The organism is Amycolatopsis oliviviridis (assembly GCF_014654365.1).
GTDB classification, from domain to species: Bacteria; Actinomycetota; Actinomycetes; order Mycobacteriales; family Pseudonocardiaceae; genus Amycolatopsis; species Amycolatopsis oliviviridis.
Genome location: NZ_BNAY01000022.1, coordinates 1 through 20,711, shown reverse-complemented (window position 1 = coordinate 20,711; position 20,711 = coordinate 1). Strand labels below are relative to the sequence as shown.

The 20,711-nt window shown below is 70.5% G+C and carries 18 protein-coding genes; 8 read left to right on the top strand and 10 right to left on the bottom strand.

Annotated features, from left to right (window positions below; genetic code table 11):
• Positions 1-635: 635 nt before the first annotated feature.
• A complete protein-coding gene (locus IE302_RS42530; protein ID WP_191260148.1) occupies positions 636-1,172 on the bottom strand; it encodes a TetR family transcriptional regulator in 537 nt (178 codons plus the stop codon).
• 69 nt (positions 1,173-1,241) lie between these two features.
• Here IE302_RS42530 and bioB point away from each other — a divergent pair, with 69 nt between their 5' ends.
• Together bioB and IE302_RS42520 are read left to right on the top strand one after the other, a co-directional pair.
• Entirely contained in the window at positions 1,242-2,294 is a 1,053-nt protein-coding gene (gene bioB, locus IE302_RS42525) for a biotin synthase BioB (protein WP_191260147.1), read from the top strand.
• Positions 2,291-3,436, top strand: a complete 1,146-nt coding sequence (locus IE302_RS42520) for an 8-amino-7-oxononanoate synthase (protein WP_191260146.1) — start codon at positions 2,291-2,293, stop codon at positions 3,434-3,436. Before bioB ends, IE302_RS42520 begins: the two co-directional genes overlap by 4 nt.
• 4 nt (positions 3,437-3,440) lie before the next feature.
• Here the strand turns inward: IE302_RS42520 and IE302_RS42515 are convergent, their stop codons facing one another.
• From IE302_RS42515 to IE302_RS42505, 3 genes are all read right to left on the bottom strand, one after another.
• Positions 3,441-4,676 carry an RNA polymerase sigma factor gene (locus IE302_RS42515; protein WP_191260145.1) on the bottom strand — a complete coding sequence of 412 codons (1,236 nt, stop codon included), beginning with the start codon at positions 4,674-4,676 and terminating at the stop codon, positions 3,441-3,443.
• Positions 4,673-4,996, bottom strand: a complete 324-nt coding sequence (locus IE302_RS42510) for a YciI family protein (protein ID WP_191260144.1) — start codon at positions 4,994-4,996, stop codon at positions 4,673-4,675. The genes IE302_RS42515 and IE302_RS42510 overlap by 4 nt, the downstream gene beginning before the upstream one ends.
• Positions 4,997-5,112: 116 nt before the next feature.
• Complete coding sequence (locus IE302_RS42505; RefSeq protein WP_191260143.1) at positions 5,113-7,920, bottom strand: AfsR/SARP family transcriptional regulator; 2,808 nt, start codon at positions 7,918-7,920, stop codon at positions 5,113-5,115.
• A gap of 348 nt (positions 7,921-8,268) precedes the next feature.
• On the opposite strand from IE302_RS42505, the gene IE302_RS42500 reads away from it, so the two are divergent.
• On the top strand, positions 8,269-9,681 hold the full coding sequence (locus tag IE302_RS42500) for an MFS transporter (protein ID WP_191260142.1): 1,413 nt from the start codon (positions 8,269-8,271) through the stop codon (positions 9,679-9,681).
• Positions 9,682-9,729: 48 nt separating this feature from the next.
• Here the strand turns inward: IE302_RS42500 and IE302_RS42495 are convergent, their stop codons facing one another.
• The 4 genes from IE302_RS42495 to IE302_RS42480 are packed head-to-tail and all read right to left on the bottom strand — an operon-like array spanning position 9,730 to position 13,300.
• Positions 9,730-11,046, bottom strand: coding sequence for an MFS transporter (locus tag IE302_RS42495; protein WP_191260141.1), 1,317 nt, complete (start codon positions 11,044-11,046; stop codon positions 9,730-9,732).
• A 33-nt stretch (positions 11,047-11,079) separates the two neighbouring features.
• Positions 11,080-12,204 carry a M20 family metallopeptidase gene (locus IE302_RS42490; protein ID WP_191260140.1) on the bottom strand — a complete coding sequence of 375 codons (1,125 nt, stop codon included), beginning with the start codon at positions 12,202-12,204 and terminating at the stop codon, positions 11,080-11,082.
• Entirely contained in the window at positions 12,201-12,881 is a 681-nt protein-coding gene (locus IE302_RS42485; protein WP_191260139.1) for a DUF1028 domain-containing protein, read from the bottom strand. Before IE302_RS42485 ends, IE302_RS42490 begins: the two co-directional genes overlap by 4 nt.
• Positions 12,878-13,300 (bottom strand): RidA family protein, encoded by a 423-nt coding sequence (locus IE302_RS42480; RefSeq protein WP_191260138.1) that lies wholly within the window; start codon positions 13,298-13,300, stop codon positions 12,878-12,880. Before IE302_RS42480 ends, IE302_RS42485 begins: the two co-directional genes overlap by 4 nt.
• Before the next feature lie 244 nt (positions 13,301-13,544).
• Between IE302_RS42480 and IE302_RS42475 the strand changes: the two genes are divergently transcribed.
• Positions 13,545-14,789: a flavin-containing monooxygenase gene (locus IE302_RS42475; RefSeq protein WP_191260137.1), complete on the top strand. Its 1,245-nt coding sequence runs from the start codon at positions 13,545-13,547 to the stop codon at positions 14,787-14,789.
• A 3-nt stretch (positions 14,790-14,792) separates the two neighbouring features.
• Here the strand turns inward: IE302_RS42475 and IE302_RS42470 are convergent, their stop codons facing one another.
• Positions 14,793-15,704, bottom strand: a complete 912-nt coding sequence (locus IE302_RS42470; RefSeq protein WP_191260136.1) for a LysR substrate-binding domain-containing protein — start codon at positions 15,702-15,704, stop codon at positions 14,793-14,795.
• A gap of 16 nt (positions 15,705-15,720) precedes the next feature.
• A complete protein-coding gene (locus IE302_RS42465) occupies positions 15,721-16,491 on the bottom strand; it encodes an IclR family transcriptional regulator (RefSeq protein ID WP_191260135.1) in 771 nt (256 codons plus the stop codon).
• 55 nt (positions 16,492-16,546) lie between these two features.
• Between IE302_RS42465 and IE302_RS42460 the strand changes: the two genes are divergently transcribed.
• The 4 genes from IE302_RS42460 to IE302_RS42445 are packed head-to-tail and all read left to right on the top strand — an operon-like array spanning position 16,547 to position 20,614.
• On the top strand, positions 16,547-17,515 hold the full coding sequence (locus tag IE302_RS42460; protein WP_191260134.1) for a 2-dehydro-3-deoxygalactonokinase: 969 nt from the start codon (positions 16,547-16,549) through the stop codon (positions 17,513-17,515).
• Positions 17,512-18,114: a 2-dehydro-3-deoxy-6-phosphogalactonate aldolase gene (locus IE302_RS42455; RefSeq protein WP_191260133.1), complete on the top strand. Its 603-nt coding sequence runs from the start codon at positions 17,512-17,514 to the stop codon at positions 18,112-18,114. Before IE302_RS42460 ends, IE302_RS42455 begins: the two co-directional genes overlap by 4 nt.
• Before the next feature lie 23 nt (positions 18,115-18,137).
• Positions 18,138-19,286 carry a galactonate dehydratase gene (gene dgoD / locus IE302_RS42450; protein ID WP_191260132.1) on the top strand — a complete coding sequence of 383 codons (1,149 nt, stop codon included), beginning with the start codon at positions 18,138-18,140 and terminating at the stop codon, positions 19,284-19,286.
• A 5-nt stretch (positions 19,287-19,291) separates the two neighbouring features.
• Entirely contained in the window at positions 19,292-20,614 is a 1,323-nt protein-coding gene (locus tag IE302_RS42445) for an MFS transporter (protein ID WP_191260131.1), read from the top strand.
• Positions 20,615-20,711 lie beyond the last annotated feature (97 nt).

The following is a 20,711-nucleotide window of genomic DNA, read 5'->3' as shown; positions in this document are numbered from 1 at the left end:
CCACGCAAAACACTCGACTGGGACACCCCAGCCGAGCGCCTCACTACACTCCTCACCCAAACCAAGTGATCACCCGTGTTGCAACCACCCCTGGAATCCACCCCTTGCGCCAGGCGCAAGGAAGGGGGCCTTCATGTACAGGCAAGCGGGCAAGCGCCGGTACCGAGTGGGGCAAGGGGGTCATGAGTGGCGATTCGGGTTCTAACGGACTCGTATTTGCTTACCTACTGGTGTGGCTGGCGAGTGTGGAGAGATTCGGGGGCACGAACGTCTCAGATCCGGTCAGCGGCGGAGCCCTGCTTCGCCTCGGTGTGGGTGAGGCTTGTGCTGGATGGCGGTGTGGTCGACGGGGGAAGATTCCGGGCGTTGAACGTCCGAAATCTTCCCCCGTCACCTCGTCTGCCACCGGTCGTGACCGGCACGGCCTTGATCAACGGAGGATCGGGGACGTTGAGTGTCCCGGATCTTCCGTTGATCAAGGTCCGCGCCGGGGCGTCCCTGGTGACGGTGCGGGAATTGAGACATCCAACGTCCCAATTCCCGCACCGTCGAGCCCGGCAGCGGCGGAACCGCCACCCTCGCGCAGCTCAGGCGTAGGTAGGTAAATGCAGGTCCGCTCTAACCCGAATCGCCACTCACGACCCGGTGAGCCCGGTGAGGATCGCGTCGACGCCGAAAAGGAAGGCCTCCGCTGATTCCCGCTCGTGAGCGGGCTCGTCGTCGACGATGCGGGCGCGGACGAGTTCGGCCCGGTTCTGCTCTTCCGCGACGAAGCCGAGTACATAGTGGACGATCGTGCGGGCGGCCCATTCGGCCTGGCGCGCGGGGAATCGCTCGGTGAACAACCGGTTCAGCGCCTGGGTCGGGGTCAGGACATCGGGGCGGTACGCCTGCACGAACGAAACGACCTCGGCGCCGTCGCGGACGCGGAGCAGTGCCGCGCGCAGGTCTTCCGCGGCGCTGCGGGGATCGGCGGGCGCCGCCGGGAAGTCGGCGAGGACGCGTGCGGCGACCACGGCGAGCAGTTCCTGTTTGTTGGCGACGTGGTAGTACAGCGCGCCGGGCTGCACGCCGAGGTCCTGGGCCAGCCGCCGCATGGACAGGCTGCTCAACCCCCGCTCGCGCAGCAGCTCGTACGCACCGTCGACGATCTGCGCCCGCGTCACCTTCACGCTGCCATTGTGCCCGGCGCCGAGGGGCCGGCCTTGCGCGGGCCTCGCGGTCCACCTAGGATTTGAAAGGTGTTCAAAACAGTCGATGACCTGGCTTCACGTCAGTTGGCAGGCGGCGTCCTCGATCGCGAAGACGCCCGAGCGGTCCTGAATACGCCGGACGACGAGGTGTTCGGCCTGGTCGTCGCGGCCGGGCGGCTCCGGCGCGCGTACTTCGGGGACCGGGTCAAGGTCAACTACCTCGTGAACCTCAAGTCGGGGCTGTGCCCGGAGGACTGCACGTACTGCTCGCAGCGGCTCGGCTCGTCGGCGCAGATCCTCAAGTATTCCTGGCTTTCGGCCGAGGAGACGGTCAAGCAGGCGACGGCGGGGATCGAGGGCGGCGCGTCCCGGGTCTGCCTGGTCGCGAGCGGGCGCGGGCCGAGCGACCGCGACGTGGACCGGGTCGCGGGCGTGGTCGAAGCCGTCAAATCCGCTCACTCCGGCGTGGAAGTCTGCGCCTGTCTGGGAATTCTGAAGAACGGCCAGGCTGAGCGGCTCCGCGACGCCGGTGTCGACGCCTACAACCACAACCTCAACACGAGTGAGTCCCGGTATTCGGAGATCTGCACGACGCACGACTACGAAGACCGCGTGGCCACCGTCGAAAAGGCCAAGGAAGCGGGGCTTTCCCCGTGCTCCGGGCTGATCGTCGGCATGGGCGAGAGCGACGACGAACTGATCGACGCGATCTTCGCCCTGCGAGATCTGGACAGCGACTCGATTCCCGTCAACTTCCTGATGCCCTTCGAGGGCACACCGCTCGCGGGCACCTGGGAACTGACGCCCTTGCGCTCGCTTCGGATCCTCGCGCTGGCGCGGCTCGCCTGCCCGGACAAGGAGATCAGGATGGCGGGCGGCCGCGAGATGCATCTGCGCTCGCTGCAGCCGCTCGCGTTGCAGGTGGCCAACTCCCTGTTCCTCGGGGACTACCTCACCAGCGAGGGACAGGCCGCGAAGGCCGACCTCGCCATGATCGCCGACGCCGGGTTCAAGATCCTCGGCGCCGATGAGAGTCCACATCGGACGGACGTCCCGGTCCGGACGCGCGGCGCCGGCACGGCCGTCGCGCCCAACGCATGAGTGCCCTGCGGGACTGGCTCGTCAGCGTCGACCGGGACCGGCGGCAGGCGGGCCTGGTGCGCAGGACCGATGCCCGGCGTAACCCCGGATCCGGAAGCGGTTTGCTGGATCTGGCCTCGAACGACTATCTCGGACTCGGCGACGACCCACGTGTCCGCGCTGCCGCGATACGCGCCATCGAAACCTACGGCGCCGGTGCGGGCGCGTCGAGGATCGTGACCGGGACGACGGCGGGCCACGACGAGCTGGAACGGGAACTGGCCGTCCTCACCGGGCAGCCGTCCTGTCTGGCGTTTTCCAGTGGCTACGCGGCCAACATCGGCGTGCTCACCGCGCTGGGTTCGCCGGACACGCTGATCGTTTCCGACGAACACGTGCACGCGTCGCTGATCGACGGTGCCCGGCTTTCCCGTTCGCCCGTGCGGATCTGCCCGCACAACGACGTCGTCGCGCTCGAAGCGCTGCTCCGGGATCGCGAGCAGACCCGGGCGGTGGTCGTCGTCGAGTCGATCTACTCCGTGCTCGGGGACGCGACCGATTTGGCGCGCGTCGCGGCGCTTTGTGCCACTTACGACGCCCTGCTGGTCGTGGACGAGGCGCACGGGATCGGCGTGGCGGGCCGGGGGAGGGGCGCGGTCCACGCCGCCGGTCTGGCCGGCGCGCCGCACGTCGTCGTGACGGTGACGCTGTCCAAAGCGCTCGGCACCCAGGGCGGCGCCGTGCTCGGCCCGCCGCTGGTGCGCGAGCATCTGGTCAACACCGCCCGGACGTTCATCTTCGACACCGGCCTCGCCCCCGCCGCGGCCGTGGGGGCCGCCGAGGCCTGCCGGATCATCGCGGCTGAACCGGAACGGGCCGGCGAACTGCACCGGATCGCGGCGCTGATCGCCGACGCCGCGGGGGTTCCGCACGCGCCCGGCGCGGTGCAGTCGATTCCCGCGGACTCGGCGGATCGTGCCGTGGCCGCCGCCGACGCGCTGTTCGACGAAGGTGTCGTGGTCGGCTGCTTCCGCCCGCCCAGCGTCCCCGACGGCGTCTCCCGGCTGCGGCTCGTCGCCCGGGCGGGCGTCGATCCCGAACGGGCCGTGCGGGCGGCGCGGCTCGCGGCACGCTTGTCCCGTGAGGAAGTCCGGCTCGGGTGATCGCCTACACCAGCTGGTCGCGACGGCGGGTCAGGTAGGCGGTCTCCGCGGTGTTGCCCGCCAGCTCGATGGCCTTGTCGTAAGCCGATCGCGACTCCGCGCCGCGGCCCAGCCGTCGCAGCAGATCGGCGCGGGTGACGTGGTACGGGTGATAGCCGGCCAGCTTGTCCTCAAGGCGGTCGACGGTCGCCAGCGCCACCTCCGGCCCGTCGAGTTCGGCGACCGCGATGGCCCGGTTGAGCGCGACGATCGGCGAGGGATCGACGCGGACGAGCTGGTCGTAGAGCGCGAGGATCTGGGACCAGTCGGTGTCGCGGATGTCGCGGGCGGAGGTGTGCACGGCGTTGATCGCGGCGAGGATCTGATAGCGGCCCGGAGCCACTCCGGCGGCCGCGGCGGCGAGCCGTTCGCGCACCAGCCGATGCCCCTCGGCGATCAGGTCCTGGTCCCAGGCACCGCGGTCCTGCTCGTCGAGCGCGACCAGTTCGCCGGTCGCCGAGACCCGGGCGGTGCGGCGGGCCTCGGTGAGGAGCATCAGCGCCAGCAGCCCGGCCACCTCGCCGTCGTCCGGCAGGAGGGCACGGATCAGGCGGGTGAGCCGGATCGCCTCGGCGGTCAGGTCGTGACGCAGCGGGTCGGTGTCGGGCCCGGTGGCCAGGTAGCCCTCGTTGAACACGAGGAAAAGGGCGGCGAGCACCCCGGAGACGCGGGCCGGGAGGTCTTCGGCGGACGGCACGCGATAGGGGATGCGCGCCGCCTTGATCTTGGCCTTCGCACGGGTGATCCGCTGCCCCATGGCACTTTCGGCCACCAGGAAGGCGCGGGCGATCTCGGGCACGGTCAGGCCGCCGACCATGCGCAGGGTCAGCGCCACGCGGGTTTCCAGCGCCAGCGCCGGATGACAGCAGGTGAAGATCAGCCGGAGCCGGTCGTCGTCGATGACGCCGAGCGGCTCGGGCGGGTCGTCGTCGTACACCGTCCGAGCCTCCTTCTGCTTGTCGTCGCGTTTGTTCTCCCGCCGGATCCGGTCGATGGCCTTGCGGTTGGCGGTGGTGGTCAGCCAGGCACCGGGGCCGGGCGGCACGCCGTCGGACTGCCACCGCTCGACGGCGGTCGCGAAAGCCTCGGCCGCCGCTTCCTCGGCGATGTCGAGGTCGCCGAAACGCCTGGTCAGCGTGGCGACCACGCGTGCCCACTCGTCGCGGTGGGCCCGGATGATCGCCTCTTCGACGTCGGTCACAGGAATGCCCGCACCTCGATCTTCCGGTCACAGATCTTCGACGCCTCGGTGGCGAGCTTGAGCGCCACGTCCAGGTCGGGGGCCTCCCACACCCAGACGCCGGCGAGGTACTCCTTCGACTCCACGAACGGCCCGTCGCTGAACACCGGCCGCTCACCCCGGTTGTCGATCACCGTGGCCGAGCCGGTGTCCGCGAGCCCGCCCGCGAAGACCCAGTGGCCCTCGGCCATCAGCCGTTCGTTGAACTCGCTGATGGCGGGCTGCCGGTCCGTGCTGCCGGGATTGCTCTTGTCGTCGATCACGGAAACCAGATACCGCATCCGAAGATCCTCTCCTGTGGTGTCGGGAAAGCGTCGCATATCGCGAGTCGTCTCACCCTCGCTACGAACGCCGCCACCCCGATCCGACACCGTCCCCGGATTTTCTTCGGGAAAGTTCACCCCTGGCCGCGGGCGGCACCGATCCGGGCTCGCAGGGCTTCCTCCTCCCTCGGCCGGTTCTGGGCGTGGTACAGCTCCAGCGTTCGGTGCCAGCAGTGTTCGGCCTGGTCACGGTCGCCCAGCGCGAGGCAGGTGTCGCCGAGGCGTTCCAAGGTGTCCGCTTCGTCGTAGTTGCAGCCCAGTTCGCGGAAGAGCGTGACCGCCCGCCGGTAGTGCTCCACCGCGGTGGTGTGCCTGCCCGAGCGGTGCTCCAGGTAGCCGAGGCTGTCGAGGGTCCGTGCCTCGCCGTCGGGGTTTTCGTGGCGGCGGAACAGGTCGAGCGCGGCTTCACAGCGTGTCCGTGCCTCGTCGTGCCGGCCGGTCCTGGTCGCGTACCAGCCGACTTGGTTGAGCGCGTGAGCCAGCCTGATCGGCCGTCCCGCGGGCTCCAGGATGGCCAGCGCCTCCCGCGCGTGGTGCAGGGCGCGCCGGTCGTCGCCGCGGAGTTCCCAAGCGGTGGCGAGGTTCTGGTGGATGTTGGCCTGACGGCCCCGGTCCCCGGTCTGTTCGGCCAGGGTCAGTGCCCGCCCCAGAAGGTCGACGCCTTCGTGGTCCCGGCCGGTGAGGCTGCGTGCCGCGCCGAGCCGCCACAGCGCCAGGCACCGGGCCGCCTGGTCGCCGGTCTCGGCGGCCGCGCTCGCCCCGGCCCGCCACAGCGCGAGCTGGTCGTCGAGGTTTCCCTGGCGCCGGTGGAAGGTGTCGAGGACCCAGGCGAGCCGCCACACCGTCGCGTGCCGGCCTTGGGCGACGGCCATCCGCTGCAGCGCCATGAGGCAGTCGTGCTCTGTGTCGAACCAGGTCAGTGCTTCCGCTTCGTTCCGTGGGGACAGCGGCCGAGCCCCCGCACAGGGCTGTCCGATGTCGATCGGGTCATCGTGGGCGTAGAGCAGCCTGTCGGCCGTATGGGAGGTGTGGAGGTAGAAGTCGATCAGACGGCGCAGTGCCGTTTCACGGTCCTTTTCGGACAGTTCGCGATGGGCCAGTTCGGTGGTGTGGAGGCGGATGAGGTCGTGCATCCGGTAGCGGCGGGGGCGGTGCTGCTGCACCAGCGACGCGGTTTCCAGCGTCTGCAACAGAACGCGCACCCGGGAGGCGGGCAGCGAGGTGAGGGCGGCCAGCGCGTCGAGGCCGGGTTCGGGAGCGGGCATGAGGCCGAGCAGGGTGAACACCGCCGCGGCTTCCGGGGGCAAGGCTTGGGAAGAGGCGGCGAACACGGCCCGCAGACCGGCGGTGAGTTCGCCGGTGTCGAGGACGTCGAGACTGCTGGGGGCTTCGTCGAGTTCGTCCACGAGCGAGGCCAGCGGGAAACCGGGGTGGGCGTCGGCGCGGGCCGCGACGATCGACAGGGCGAGCGGCAGGCCCGCGCAGTGCCGGACCAGGGCGGAGACGGCGCCGGGCTCGGTGGCGACCCGTTCCGATCCCAGGCGGCTGGCCAGCAGGCCATGGGAGTCGGTGTCGGGCAACGTGGTGAGCACGAGCGAACGGGCGCCGTGCCGGGTGGTCAGCGCGGGCAGCCGGTCGCGGCTGGTGACCAGCACCGTGCAGGCCGGGCTTCCGGGGAGCAGCGGGACGACCTGGGCGGCGTCGCGCGCGTTGTCCAGCACGACCAGCATCCGGCGGCCGGCGAGCAGGCTCCGGTACAGCGCGGTCCGGGCTGCCGTCTCACCGGGGATCTCGCCCGGGCTCACGCCCAGCCCGTCGAGCAGGTGCCGCAGGGCCGCCGCGACCGGGACCGGCTCCGCCACCGGGTCGAAGCCGCGCAGGTCCACGTAGAGCTGACCGTCGGGGAAGCGGTCGATCGCGCGGTGCGCCCAGTGCAGGATCAACCACGTCTTGCCCACCCCACCGGCGCCGCAGACGGCCGAAACCACCATCGTGTCCCGCTCGCCGCCGTCGGTGAGGATCTTCTCCAGTTGCGCCAGCTCGGTGTCACGGCCGTAGAACGTGCGCGGAGGGGCGGGCAGTTGACGCGGCACGGCCGGGAGCCGCGCGCGGGTGGACGGCGGCACGGCCAGGGCCGGGTCCGCGGTGAGCACCCGCTGGTGCAGTTCGCGCAGCGCCGGGCCGGGCTCGGTGCCCAATTCGTCGATCAGCCGATCCCGGGTCCGCTGGTAGTGCCGTAACGCGTCGGCTTGGCGTCCGGCCCGGTACAGGGCGAGCATGAGCTGCGCGGCGGTCCGTTCGTCCAGCGGCTGCGCGGCGGCGGACGTGGCCAGTTCGGCGAGCAGTTCGCGGTGCCGCCCGCATTCCAGCGCCCAGTCGATCCGGTCGGCCACGGCCGCGGCGCGCTCCAGCCGCAGGCGCTCCCGCACTTCCAGCGCCCACGGGGTGTCCAGCTCGGCCAACGGCTCGCCACGCCACAGCGCCAGCGCCTCCTCCGCCAGCTCCAGCGCGGCCCGGGGATCGGGTTGGCGTCGCGCGGAGTCCAGCAGCCGCTGGAAGCGGTGCGCGTCCACGATCCCCGGTTCGGCGGCGAGCAGGTAGCCGAGGCCCTGACGGGTGATGGTGATCCCGGTGGGCGCGAGCAGCGGGCGGAGGCGGGACAGATACGTGCGCAGGACCGAGCGCTGCCTGGCAGGCGCCCGCTCGCCCCACACCCGGTCCAGCAGGAGGTCGATCGGCACGACCTGACCGGCCTCCATCGCCAGTACCGCCAGCACCGCCCGCTGGCGGGTGTGCCCGACCGGCACCCCGGCGCCGCCGTGCCGGATCTCCAGTTCGCCCAGCACGCGCACCACGACATCGGATGCCCCGTCCCCCTGCATCGTTCCTGGATACCGTGCCTGCCCGACCCGGCTCAACGAGCATTCGGTGGATCCTGCGGCCGCTTTCGACCAGGCGATTCAACGATCGTTCAACGAACGTCGGGCGCCGTCCGGTGATGATGGTCGGCACGCGGTCCCGGGAAGGGGGAGTGGACCCGCGGTGGGGGAGAGGTCCGTGAAGGCCTCCTTGAGGGACCCAGAGTCCCTCAAGGAGGCCTTCACGGACCGTCTGTGACGAGGGCGACATAGATACCCCGTGGGGGTACTTGTGCCCGGGTGGCGATCGGCCTACCTTCATCTCCGTCAGATACCCCCTAGGGGTATTAAACTCCTGAAAGGACGGTCGTCATGGCGGAGACAACCCCGGACCCACGACGGTGGTGGGCGCTGGGACTCATCGCGCTGGCCCAGTTCATGGTCATCATGGACACCTCGATCATCGGCGTCGCCCTACCGGCGATGCGGCAGGACCTCGGGTTCTCCCCGGGAGACCTGTCGTGGGTGTTCAACGCCTACGTCATCGCGCTCGCCGGGCTGCTGCTGCTCGGCGGACGTCTCTCGGACCTCTTCGGCGCGCGGAGGATGTTCACCGCCGGCTGGGTGGTCACCCTCGGCGGTTCCGTGGTCGCCGCGGCCGCGGGCACCGCGTGGGTCGAATTGCTCGGCCGGGTCCTGCAAGGCGCGGGCGCGGCGTTGATCGCGCCGTCCGCGCTGACCCTGCTGATGACACTGTTCGGCGCGCGCCCTCGTGAGCTGACCAAGGCGCTCGCGCTCTACGGCGCGGCGGCTCCCGCCGGTGGTACCGCCGGGGTGTTCCTCGGTGGCGTGATCACCGAATGGCTGTCGTGGCCGTGGATCTTCTGGCTCTACGTCCCGATCTCGCTCGCCGCGATCCTCGCCACCGGCAGGCTGATGCCTTCCGCGCCCGCCAGGCGCGGTTCGGTCGACCTCGCCGGGGCGGCCGCGGCGACCGCGGGTCTCGGGCTGACCGTGTTCGGCGTCGTCCGCGCACCGGAAGCGGGCTGGGACTCGGCGGGCACCTGGGGAGCGCTGGCGGGCGGTGCCGCCCTGCTCGCGGTGTTCGTCGCGATCCAGCGGAGGCGGGAGATCCCGTTGGTGCGGCTGGGGATCTTCCGGACGCCGAACCTCGGCGGCGCGAACCTCGCCCAGTTCCTGCTCGGTGCGGCGTGGATCCCGATGTGGTACTTCCTCAACCTGTACCTGCAGCAGGTCCTCGGTTACGGGGCCTTCGCCAGCGGGGCGGCACTGCTGCCGATGACCGTGCTGATCGTCGTCCTGATGGTGGCCGTCGCACCTAAACTGATCGGCCGGTTCGGGCCGAAGAAGATGATCATCGGCGGCCTGTGGGCGCTCGCCGCGGGGCTGGTGTGGCTGTCGTTCGTCAGCCCGACCGGGAACTTCGTGGCCGACGTCCTGCCCGCTTCGCTGGTCGCCGCGCTCGGGCAGGCACTCGCGTTCATCCCGTCGCTCGGCACCGCGATCTCGAGCGCGAAACCGGAGGAAGGCGGGCTCGCGTCGGGGATCGTGAACACCTCGTACCAGATCGGCTCGGCGCTCGGTCTCGCCGCGATGACCGCGGTCGGGGTCTCGTTCGGCGCGGGACGGACCGGTGACCCGGTCGCGTTGACCGGCGGGTACTCGGCCGCGTTCCTCGGGGCCGCGGGGATCGCGATCGCCGGTGGCTTCCTGGCCATGGCGACCCTGCGCGTCCCGAAGGCCGAGCCTGCTCTGTCGCGATGAGCGGCTGTAGGGCCGCGTGGAGGGCGAAACCGCCCTCCACGCGGCTTTTCACTTCTGTGGCAACGGTTTTCCGGCTGTTTCCCGCATCGTGAAGGCCGCGACGAGCCCGACCGCCGCCGCGACCATGAGGTACGGGCCGGGGACGAGGGTGCTGCCGGTCGCGGAGATCAGGACGGTCATCAGGTAGGGCACGGTGCCGGCGAACAAGGCCGCGGTGAGGTTGTAGGCGATCGACAGCCCGCCCTGGCGGGTGCGGGTCGGGAAGATCTCCGCGGACCACACCGCGTAGGTGCCGAGGATCGCGGCGAGCACGACGCCGAGCATGAGCCCGCCGATCCACGTTCCCGTGAGCCCCGTCCGCATCAGCAGGTAGGCCGGGATCGAGAGGACGAAGAGCGCGATACCCGCGCCGAGCAGGACCGGCCGTCGCCCGATCCGGTCGGAGAGCCGTCCGAAGGTGGGCACGAGGACCAGGGCGAGGAGCGAGATCACGGTGGACAGCAGCGCGGCGCTGCCGGAGGAATGACCGAGGTAGTCGGTCTGGTAGGTGACCAGATAGGTGAGCACCGCGTAGAACGGCACATGCATCATGGTCATCAGGCCCGCCGCCTGGAGCAGCTGTTTCTTGTTGGTACGGAACAATTCCCGCACCGGGCTGCGCGGCACGTCGCCGGCCGCCTCCAGCGCGCGGTACTCGGGGGTGTCCTCGATCTTGGCGCGGATGACGAAGCCGATGATCCCGAGCGGTGCGGCGAGCAGGAACGGGATCCGCCAGCCCCAGGACGCCAGCTCGGCCTCCGTGAGACCGATCGACAACAGCAGGAACACCAGCGATCCGGCGAGGAATCCCAGCAGGGAACCGACTTCGAGCCAGCTGACGCCGAAACCGCGGCGACGGCGCGGCGCGTACTCGGCGAGGAAGCTCGCCGCGCTCCCGAACTCGCCGCCCGCGGCGAAACCCTGCAGCAGCCGCAGGAAGACCAGCAGGAGGGGAGCGGCGACCCCGATCGTCGAGTACCCGGGCAGCAACCCGATCACCAGGGTGGCCCCGGACATCACGAAGATGACGATGGACAGCGTGCGCTTGCGGCCGATCCGGTCGCCGAGCGGCCCGAACACCAGCGCCCCGATCGGCCGGATCCCGAAGGAGACCGCGAAAACGCCGAACACGGCGAGCAGACCGGCGGTGGCGTCCCCCGCGGGGAAGAACACCGACGCGATGGTGCTCGCGAGGTAGGCGTAGGCGGCCCAATCGAACCAGTGCACGAACACCCCGACGGCGCCGGCGGCGATGCTGCGGCGAAGCACCGCGGGGTCTTCGGCGGTGGCGACGAGCTCACCGGGGGGAGAGTCCTGTGTGGTCATGATGCCTCCTTGAACCATGTCACGCGATGACGGTCAGGCCGCCCGGTCCACCCCGGTCCAGGCCAGGGCGATCGCACCGTCCAGCAGAGCGCGTTCGGCATCGCCGCCGACACAGTGCGCGGCGAACTCGCGCTGGTGGTTGATCGCCGGCAGGGAACCGACGCCGATGTAGGGATGGATGGCGGGGACGACCTGCGAGACGTTCCCCATGTCGGTCGAAGCCCGGTTCATCCGGGACGCCGTCCCGCCCGCCGCGAACTCGCGGCCGAGGTCGAGCGCGTTGGCCCGGTAGGCCGCCAGCGCGGTCTCGTCGGCGCGGAACTCGGCGTACGGCCTGCTTTCCGGTTCGATGCTCAGTTCGCAGCCGGTGGCCAGCGCGCCCGCCTCGAAGGCCCGCGTCACGCGTGGCTCCAGCTCGGCCAGTTCCGCGAGCGTCTCGGCGCGGACGTACCAGCGGCCGGTCGCGTGTTCGGGGATCGCGTTCGGGGCGTCGCCGGCGTGCGTCACGACTCCGTGCACGCGTGCCGACGACGGGAGGTGCTGCCGCAGCAGCCCGATCGCGACCTGGGCGACGGTGAACGCGTCGGCCGCGTTGATCCCGGCCTCCGGATACGCGGCGGCGTGCGCCGACCGGCCCCGGTAGGAGACCTTCGAGTGGCTGACGGCGAACGGGCGTGCCTCGGCGACGTCCACGGGCGCGGGGTGGACCATCATCGCCAGATCGGCGCCGGTGAACGCGCCGCGGTCGAGGAGCTCGATCTTCCCGCCGCCACCCTCTTCCGCCGGGGTCCCGTAGACCTCGACGGTCAGTCCGGCGTCTCCGGCGACGGCGGCCAGGCCGAGCGCGGCGCCGATCGAGCTCGCCGCGATGAGGTTGTGGCCGCAGGCGTGGCCGAGACCCGGCAGCGCGTCGTATTCGGCGCACAGCGCGATCCGGGTGGGACCGTCGCCGAGGCTCGCGTGGAACGCGGTGTCGAGCCCGAGATACCTTGAGGTGACGGCGAAACCGGCGCGGTCGAGCAACTCCGGCACCATCGCGGCGGCGCGATGCTCCTCCCAGGCGGTCTCGGGGTCGGCGTGCAACCGTTCCGACAGCCGGATCAGCGCCTCGGCATGGCGATCGACCCCGGCGCGGGCCGCGCTCTTCAGCGTCGTCATCCTTCGTCTCCCGGCACGCCGTAGGACGGCGCGGCGCCGGGGTCGAGCGCGCGGGTGACGTAGTCGTCGCGCTGGGGGAGCCACACTTCGAGCAGCCGGGCCAGTTCGCCGATCGGGTCGTCGGCCCAGTCCACCCGGAGGTCGGTGACCGGCCAGTCCACATCGGACACCACGACCAACCCGGCCGATCGGACGGGCCCTTCCTCGCCGCCCGCGGCGAGCCCTGCCCGCAGCGCGGTGACGAGCCGTTGCTCCAGTTCTCCCGTCGAGGAGAGAAAAGCGTCCACAATGGACTGAGTAATATGCTGGCCAGCCAGCATGTTCCCCGCCGCCACGACGCCGTCGGCGGTCGCGGTCGCGTGCGTGCCGAGGGTCCGGGCACCACTGTGAGCGAAGCCGGGCCCGGCCGGGCCGAGCACGGTCAGCTGCCGGTATTCGATACCGGACGTCGCGGCGACCACTTCGGACAGCGCCCGCTCGGGGTCCCCGTGCTCGGCGAGCCGGTCGAGCAGGCGCCCGCCGAGCCGCGGGTCCGTCACGTTCTGCGAAGCGGCCGCGCCGACGCCGGGAACCAGATGCGCGACGCGGGCGGCGACGGCGGGGCTGGACGAACTGGCCGCGATCCCGAAGCGCACGGTGTCACCGGAGATCTCGCGGCCCACGATCGAAAAGGTCATTTCCCCTCCGCCGGGATCACCGCGACGGCGTCGATTTCGCACAGCCATTCCGGCCGGGCGAGCGCGGACACCACCACGCCGGTCGAGATCGGGTACACGCCCTTGGTCCAGCGGCCGACGACGCGGTAGACGTCTTCGCGGTAGCGCGGGTCGATCAGATAGATCGTGAGCTTGACCAGGTGCTCCATCCTGCTGCCCGCTTCTTCGAGCAGCAGCGCGATGTTGGTCATCGCCCGCTCGGCCTGCGCGGCCGCGTCACCGATGCCGACGGACTCGCTGGTGTCGAGGTCCTGGCCGATCTGGCCGCGGACATAGACCGTGCCGTTGGCGACGACGGCCTGGCAGAGGTCGTTGTCGAGGTTCTGCTCGGGATAGGTGTCGCGCGTGTTGAACGGGCGGATGCGACGGTGGACGGTCACTGCTCGGCCTTCCCTGGAGAGGGTGCGGCCCGTCGGTCACGGGCCCCGTCGCCACAGCGTGACGGCGGCCCGGTGTTCTGTACAGAAGATGTTTCAGGACCAATGCATCGAAAATTCAGATGCAGTGTCCCGTTCACTGGATCTGGAAATCAGATCTTGAAGGACGAAAACATCTGTTGGACAAAGACAACGCCGCGCCGCCACGATCCTGAAGGAACAGCACGCGAACGGAGTGGAGGTCTGGATGCCGAGCCAAGAGGTGGAGGCTCTCGTCGTGGGCGGGGGCCAGGCGGGTCTGGCGATGAGCGAGCACCTGAGCGGCCACGGGGTCCCGCACCTCGTCCTGGAGCGGAACCGGATCGCGGAGCGCTGGCGTTCGGAGCGCTGGGACTCGCTGGTCGCGAACGGTCCCGCTTGGCACGACCGGTTCCCCGGCCTGGAGTTCGACGGCCTCGGCCCCGACGACTTCCCCACGAAGGACCGGGTCGCCGAGTATTTCGAGGCCTACGCGGAAAAGATCGCCGCGCCGATCCGGACCGGGGTCGAGGTGACGTCGGTCCGGAAGAACGAAGGCAGCCCCGGTTTCCACGTGGAGACTTCGGACGGGACCATCGAGACGCGGTACGTCATCGCGGCGACCGGGCCGTTCCAGCGGCCGGTGATCCCGCCGATCGTGCCGGAGGACGCCGGGATCGCTCAGGTCCATTCCAGCGGTTACCGCAATCCAGGGCAGTTGCCCGAAGGAGCGGTCCTCGTGGTCGGCGCCGGGTCTTCGGGGGTGCAGATCGCCGAAGAACTCAGCCGGTCGGGGCGGCGCGTGTACCTCTCGGTCGGCCCCCACCAGCGGCCGCCGCGCCGGTATCGCGGACGTGACTTCTGCTGGTGGCTCGGCGTCATGGGCAAGTGGGACGCCGACATCCCGCCGCAGGGCGCGGAGCACGTCACCATCGCGGTCAGCGGCGCGCGCGGCGGGAACACGGTGGACTTCCGGGCCCTCGCCGCGACCGGGGTCGAGCTCGTCGGCCTGACTTCTTCTTACGGCGACGGCGTTCTCCGCTTCGCGCCGGACCTCGCGGACAACCTCGCCCGGGGCGACGCGGGCTATCTCGCGGTTCTCGACGAAGCCGACGCCTACGCCGCGCGCAACGGACTGGACCTGCCCGAGGAACCGGAAGCGCGGGTGCTGGGGCCGGTCCCGGAGCGCGCCACCGACCCGATCCTCGAACTCGACCTCGAAGCCGCCGGGGTCCGCTCGATCGTCTGGGCGACCGGTTTCGCCGTCGACTACGGCTGGCTGCGGGTCGACGCGTTCGACGAGAACGGCAACCCGGACCAGCGGCGAGGAGTGTCTTCGGAGCCCGGCGTCTACTTCCTCGGCCTGCCCTGGCAGGCGCGCCGCGGTTCGAGTTTCATCTGGGGGGTGTGGCACGACGCCAAGCTCGTGGCCGACCACATCGCGACCCACCGCGCCTATCTGCGGTACCGGTGATCCTCAGCGGGTGTAATGGGTGCGGCACAGCTCCCTGAACTCCTGCGCCCGCCGGGTGAGCCGGGCCCCGCGCATCGAGGCGACGACGATCTCCAGCGCCGGGACGGCGTCGGTGAGCGTGAGCGGCACGGCCTTCGCGCCCGAGTACGTGGTGTCGTCCGGCGGGCGCTGGTTGAGGAGGGCGAAACCGTGACCGGACGCGACGAGCGAGCGGACGGTCTCGTAGCCGGTGCTGCGGTGCCGGATCCGCGGTTCGACCCCGACGTCGCGCAGGACCGACTGCAGGTATTCGCGGCTGTGCGGCAGGTCGAGGAGCACCATGGGCTCCTCGGCCAGTTCCAGGAGCGAGACCTTGCGGCTCTTCCGCCGCGCGAGCCGGTGATCCTCGGGGACCAGGGCATACGGTGCCACGCTGCCGACGACCTGACGGTCGATGTCGTCGTCGAGGTCGTAGCCGTAGAGCAGGGCGAGTTCGGTCCCGCCCGAACGGAGGGCGGTCTTCAGCGCTTGGTGTTCCCCCTCGCGCAGGGACACGTGGACCTGGGGATGCCGGGCCTCGAACCTCGCCAGCAGACTAGGCAACCGGAACGGCGCGAGGGTGGCGAAACAGCCGACCGTCAGCGTCCCCACCAGCTCGGTGCCGGACTGCCGCGCCGTTTCGACCAGTTCGGCGCCGTGGGCGAGGAAATTCAGCACCCGTTTGTAGAACGCCTCGCCCGCCGTGGTCAGGCTGAGCCCGCGGGCGTGGTGGCGCAGCAGGAACTGCACCCCCATCTCCTTCTCCAGCTGCGCGATCGCGGTCGACACGGCCGACTGCGAGACCACGAGCTCCTTCGACGCGGCGGTCATGCTCAGGTGCCGGGCCGCCGCCTCGAAGTAGCGCAGCTGCACGAGAGTGAAGGACGGTTCGTTCATGGCGGCATCCTGCCCTTCAGGGTTCGCGGTGGCCGAGGCCGGCGGAGACCTGCCGCGCCGCTCGGCCGACGACGCGGTTCAGGCCGCGCATCCGGGCGGCCGGCATGTACGGCCGGGTCGCCGAGACGCTGACGGCTCCGGCGATCGCGCCGGTGGCGTCCCGGATCGGCGCCGCGACACAGCGGATCCCCGGCTCGTTGTCCTCCAGGTCCATCGCCACCCCGGATTCCGCGTACTCACGCATGCGCGCCAGGAACGCGTCGAGATCCTCCGGATGCACCCGGCCCGGTTCCACCGGCGTCTCGGCGAGGTAGAGGTCCCGCCACTCCGGCGCGGAGTCCAGCAGCAGCGCCATGCCGACACCGGTGCGGGTCAAGGGCATCCGGTGCCCGATCCGGGAGCGCATCTCCGCGCCCCGTGAACCCGGCAGCTTGTCCAGGTACAGCACCGAATCCCCGTCGCGGACGGCCAGGTGCACCGTGTCGCGCAACTGCTCGGCCAGCTCCTCCAGCACCGGCCGGGCGACCACCGGCAGCGGACTGCCGTGCAGTGCCTGGAAACCCAGCTCGATCAGTGTGGGACCGAGGGCGTAGCCGTCCCGTCCGCTGCGCAGGTAGCCCTCGCTCACCAGCAGCTGGACCAGCCGGTGCGCGGTGCTGCGGCCCAGGCCGGTGCGCTCGACCAGGGTGCGGAGGTCGGTCGCGCCGCCCGCGCCGCCCGCGACCGCGCGGATCACCGCGAGGCCGCGGGCGAGGGTCTGGGTGCCGGGCGGCGCTGTGTCGGGCATCCAGGAATCCTACATATAGGGACACTGATCGCATTATCGGGAACGCGCCCGCACGATGTCGCTCGTGACGGACACCGAACCCGGCCTCATCGCCCTCGACTGGGGAACCTCCGGTCAGCGCGCCTGGCTGCTCGACACCGAGGGGGAGATCCTCGACGCCCGCCGGGCCTCGCGGGGACTGCTCGCGATCACCGAAGACGTCGACCTGGCCGATCCGGTCGCGCGGGCGGCCGCCTACGAGTCCGCCTTCCGGGAGATCAGCGGCGACTGGCCCGCGCTCCCGGCCATCGCCTCCGGCATGGTGGGCAGCGCGCAGGGCTGGACCGATGCCGGCTATCGCACCGTCCCGGCGCGGCCGTCCTTCACCTCGCTCGTGCCCGTGCCCCATCGCGACGGCGTGCTCCACGTGGTGCCCGGCCTGCGGATCCCGTCCGGGGACGGCCCCGGCGACGTGATCCGCGGCGAGGAAACCCAACTGGTCGGCGTCCTCGAAGCGCTCGGCGACCCCGCCGGTCCGGTCACGGTGGTGTTCCCCGGTACGCACAGCAAATGGGTCCGCGTCGAGAACGGGATCGTGACGGACTTCGCCACGGCGATGACCGGCGAGCTGTACGGATTGCTGACCACACAAGGCATCCTCGCCCGCACGGCCGCTGCCCCGGTCCCCGACGACACGGCCTTCTCGCGCGGTTTGACCGCTGGACGGCGTTCGCGGGGGCTCGCCACCGAGGCGTTCGGGGCTCGCCCGCTCGTGCTCGACGGCGTCCTCGAACCGGCCTCGCTTCCCGACTACCTCTCGGGCGTGCTCATCGCCGACGAGGTTTCGCATCTGCTGCGCGACCCGGATTCCCCGCTGGTGCTGTGCGGAGACGGCGAACTGTGCCGCCGCTACGCCCTCGCTCTGGCCGACAGGGGAGTGAAGCCCACCGTGCTGTCCGAAGAGGTCACCGCCCGGGGACTGTGGCGGATCGCGACGGCCGCCGGACTGCTCGAAGACCGTCTCGAAAGGACACTGAAGCCGTGACCGGTTTGATCGCGATCCTGCGCGGGGTGACCCCGGCCGAGGTCGTCGGCGTGGGGCGGGTGCTCGTCGACGCGGGATTCCCCGCCATCGAGGTGCCCCTGAACTCGCCGGAACCCTTCGAGAGCGTCCGTCTGCTCGCCGACGCGTTCGGGGAGTGGTGCGCGATCGGCGCGGGCACCGTGCTCACCACCGAAGACGTCGCTCGGGCGCGGGAAGCCGGGGCGCGGATGATCGTGGCGCCCAACAGCGATCCCGCGGTCATCTCGGCCGCCGTGGCCGAGGGCATGACGCCGTACCCGGGGGTGGCCACGCCCACCGAGGCGTTCGCGGCGCTCGCCGCGGGGGCCCGGCACCTCAAGCTGTTCCCCGCCGACGCCGTCGGCATCGGGGGAATGAAGGCGTGGCGCGCGGTGCTGCCGCGCGAGGTCGAACTGCTGCCGGTCGGCGGCGTCGACGAAACGAACCTGGCGGCCTGGTCCGCCGCCGGGGCGGCCGGAGCGGGACTGGGGTCCTGCCTCTACCGGCCGGGTGACGGCGCGGACGCGGTCGCCGTCCGGGCTCGTGAGCTGTGCCGGGTCTGGCAGCAGGCCAACGGCTGAACCGTCGCAGGGATAGGGAAACGATGAAGATCACGTCAATGACGACATATCAGGTACCGCCGCGCTGGTCGTTCCTGAAGATCGAAACCGACGCGGGCGTCACCGGCTGGGGTGAGCCGGTCCTGGAGGGGCGCGCCGCGTCGGTGGCCGCCGTCGTGGAAGAGCTCTCCGATTACCTGATCGGCAAGGACCCCTCGCGGATCGAGGATCTGTGGACGGTCCTGTATCGCGGCGGGTTCTACCGCGGCGGCGGTCTCCACATGAGCGCGCTGGCGGGGATCGACCAGGCCCTGTGGGACATCAAGGGCAAGGCGCTCGGCGTGCCGGTCCACGAACTGCTCGGCGGCCGGGTGCGCGACCGGATCAAGGTGTACTCGTGGATCGGCGGCGACCGTCCGGCCGAGACCGCCCGCGCCGCGCGCGAGGTGGTGGACCGCGGGTACAGCGCGGTGAAGATGAACGGGACCGAGGAACTGTCCTATCTGGACACTTGGGACAAGGTCGACCGCTGCGTGGCCAACGTGGACGCCGTCCGTCAGGCGGTGGGTCCGGACATCGGCATCGGAGTGGACTTCCACGGCCGCGTGCACAAGCCGATGGCCAAGGTCCTGCTGCGCGAACTGGAGCCGTACCGGCTGATGTTCGTCGAGGAGCCGGTGCTGTCCGAGCACGTCGACGGCTTCGCGGAAGTCCTGCGCAACTCGCCGATCCCGATCGCGCTCGGCGAGCGGCTGTTCTCGCGGTGGGATTTCAAGGCGGTGCTGGCCTCGGGCGCGGTCGACATCATCCAGCCGGACCCGTCGCACTGCGGCGGCATCACCGAAGCGCGCAAGATCGCGCACATGGCCGAGGCCTACGACGTCGGCCTGGCCCTGCACTGCCCGCTCGGCCCGATCGCGCTGGCGGCCTGCCTGCAGATCGACGCGGGCTGCTACAACGCGACGATCCAGGAACAGAGCCTCGGCATCCACTACAACACGAGCAACGATCTGCTCGACTACGTCACCGACCCGGCGGTGTTCGCCTACGACGACGGACAGGTCGCCATCCCCGGCGGGCCGGGGCTCGGAATCGAGATCAACGAGGAGTACGTCGCCGAACGCGCGGCCGAGGGGCATCGCTGGCGGAATCCGGTGTGGCGGCACGCCGACGGCTCGTTCGCCGAGTGGTGAACGCGATGACTACGTCCGTCCACCCGGGACTCGGCACGCGTCCGTCCCGGTACCGTGTGCTCATCGCGGTGATGCTGTTCATCACCGTCGTCATCAACTACCTCGACCGCTCGAACCTGTCGATCGCGATGCCCGCGATCGCCGGCGAACTCGATCTGTCCAAAGCGGAACAGGGCCTGCTCCTGTCGGCCTTCGGCTGGACCTACGCCGCGTTGCAGCTGCCCGGCGGCTGGCTCGTGGACAAGATCCCGCCGCGGCTGCTGTATCCGGCCTGCCTGATCCTGTGGTCGCTCGCGACCTTGTTCATGGGCGTGATCGGCGGCTTCGTGGCCCTGATCGCGCTGCGGCTGATGGTCGGCGTGTTCGAGGCGCCCGCCTATCCGATCAACAGCAAGATCGCGACCGTCTGGTTCCCGGAACGCGAACGCGCCACCGCGATCGGCTTCTACACGTCGGGCCAGTTCATCGGTCTGGCCCTGCTGACGCCCGTGCTCTCCTGGCTGCAGGCGATGCTTTCCTGGCACTGGGTGTTCATCGCCACCGGGCTGGTCGGCGTCCTCTGGGCGGTGCTCTGGTACGCGAAGTACCGGGAGCCGCGCGACTCGCGCGCCAACGAGGCCGAGGTGGAGCTGATCCGCTCCGGCGGTGGCCTGGTGGATCTGGCGCGCGAACGGCCGGAGCGGGCGCGGATCACGCGAGCGGACCTGGCGACCGTGCTGGGCAGCCGGAAACTGTGGGGAATCTACTTCGGACAGTTCTGTCTCACGTCGACGTTGTGGTTCTTCCTCACCTGGTTCCCCACGTACCTCGTCGAATACCGGGAGATGGACTACATCAAATCCGGCTTCCTCGCTTCGCTGCCGTTCATCGCGGCCCTGGTCGGGGTGCTGGCTTCCGGTGTCCTGTCGGACTTCCTGGTCCGGCGCGGCGTTTCGCTCGGCGCGGCCCGCAAGGGCCCGATCATCGCCGGGCTGGTGCTGAGCACGGTGATGGTCGGGGCCGGTTTCACCGACTCGACCGCGCTGGTCATCGTGATCCTTTCGGTGGCGTTCTTCGGGAACGGTCTCGCGTCGATCACCTGGTCGCTGGTGTCCGCGCTGGCGCCGCGACGGCTGCTCGGGCTGACCGGCGGGATGTTCAACTTCATCGGGAACCTGTCGTCGATCGCGACCCCGATCGTCATCGGCCTGATCGTCACCGACGACAGCTTCGCACCCGGGTTCGCCTACATGACGGTGATCACGATCGCCGGGATCCTGTCCTACGTCTTCCTCGTCGGCAAGGTCGAACGCGTCGCCGAGCGGACCGAGACGGTGCCGATTCCGTGAAGACATCCCTGGGTTTTGTGTGTCAAGCGGCGGTGGTGGTGTGGTGGGCCCAGGCGGTTGTTTCGTTGTAGTGGGTGTGGGTTTTGAGGCATCCGTG

Excerpts from the sequence above, each read along its gene's own strand:
- IE302_RS42475 (WP_191260137.1), top strand. The coding sequence starts at position 13,545 with ATGCCGAGCCAAGAGGTGGAGGCTCTCGTCGTGGGCGGGGGCCAGGCG.
- IE302_RS42465 (WP_191260135.1), bottom strand. The coding sequence starts at position 16,491 with ATGCCCGACACAGCGCCGCCCGGCACCCAGACCCTCGCCCGCGGCCTC.
- IE302_RS42485 (WP_191260139.1), bottom strand. The coding sequence starts at position 12,881 with ATGACCTTTTCGATCGTGGGCCGCGAGATCTCCGGTGACACCGTGCGC.
- IE302_RS42500 (WP_191260142.1), top strand. The coding sequence starts at position 8,269 with ATGGCGGAGACAACCCCGGACCCACGACGGTGGTGGGCGCTGGGACTC.
- IE302_RS42460 (WP_191260134.1), top strand. The coding sequence starts at position 16,547 with ATGTCGCTCGTGACGGACACCGAACCCGGCCTCATCGCCCTCGACTGG.
- IE302_RS42445 (WP_191260131.1), top strand. The coding sequence starts at position 19,292 with ATGACTACGTCCGTCCACCCGGGACTCGGCACGCGTCCGTCCCGGTAC.
- IE302_RS42490 (WP_191260140.1), bottom strand. The coding sequence starts at position 12,204 with ATGACGACGCTGAAGAGCGCGGCCCGCGCCGGGGTCGATCGCCATGCC.
- IE302_RS42470 (WP_191260136.1), bottom strand. The coding sequence starts at position 15,704 with ATGAACGAACCGTCCTTCACTCTCGTGCAGCTGCGCTACTTCGAGGCG.
- dgoD (WP_191260132.1), top strand. The coding sequence starts at position 18,138 with ATGAAGATCACGTCAATGACGACATATCAGGTACCGCCGCGCTGGTCG.
- IE302_RS42520 (WP_191260146.1), top strand. The coding sequence starts at position 2,291 with ATGAGTGCCCTGCGGGACTGGCTCGTCAGCGTCGACCGGGACCGGCGG.
- IE302_RS42505 (WP_191260143.1), bottom strand. The coding sequence starts at position 7,920 with ATGCAGGGGGACGGGGCATCCGATGTCGTGGTGCGCGTGCTGGGCGAA.
- IE302_RS42510 (WP_191260144.1), bottom strand. The coding sequence starts at position 4,996 with ATGCGGTATCTGGTTTCCGTGATCGACGACAAGAGCAATCCCGGCAGC.
- IE302_RS42495 (WP_191260141.1), bottom strand. The coding sequence starts at position 11,046 with ATGACCACACAGGACTCTCCCCCCGGTGAGCTCGTCGCCACCGCCGAA.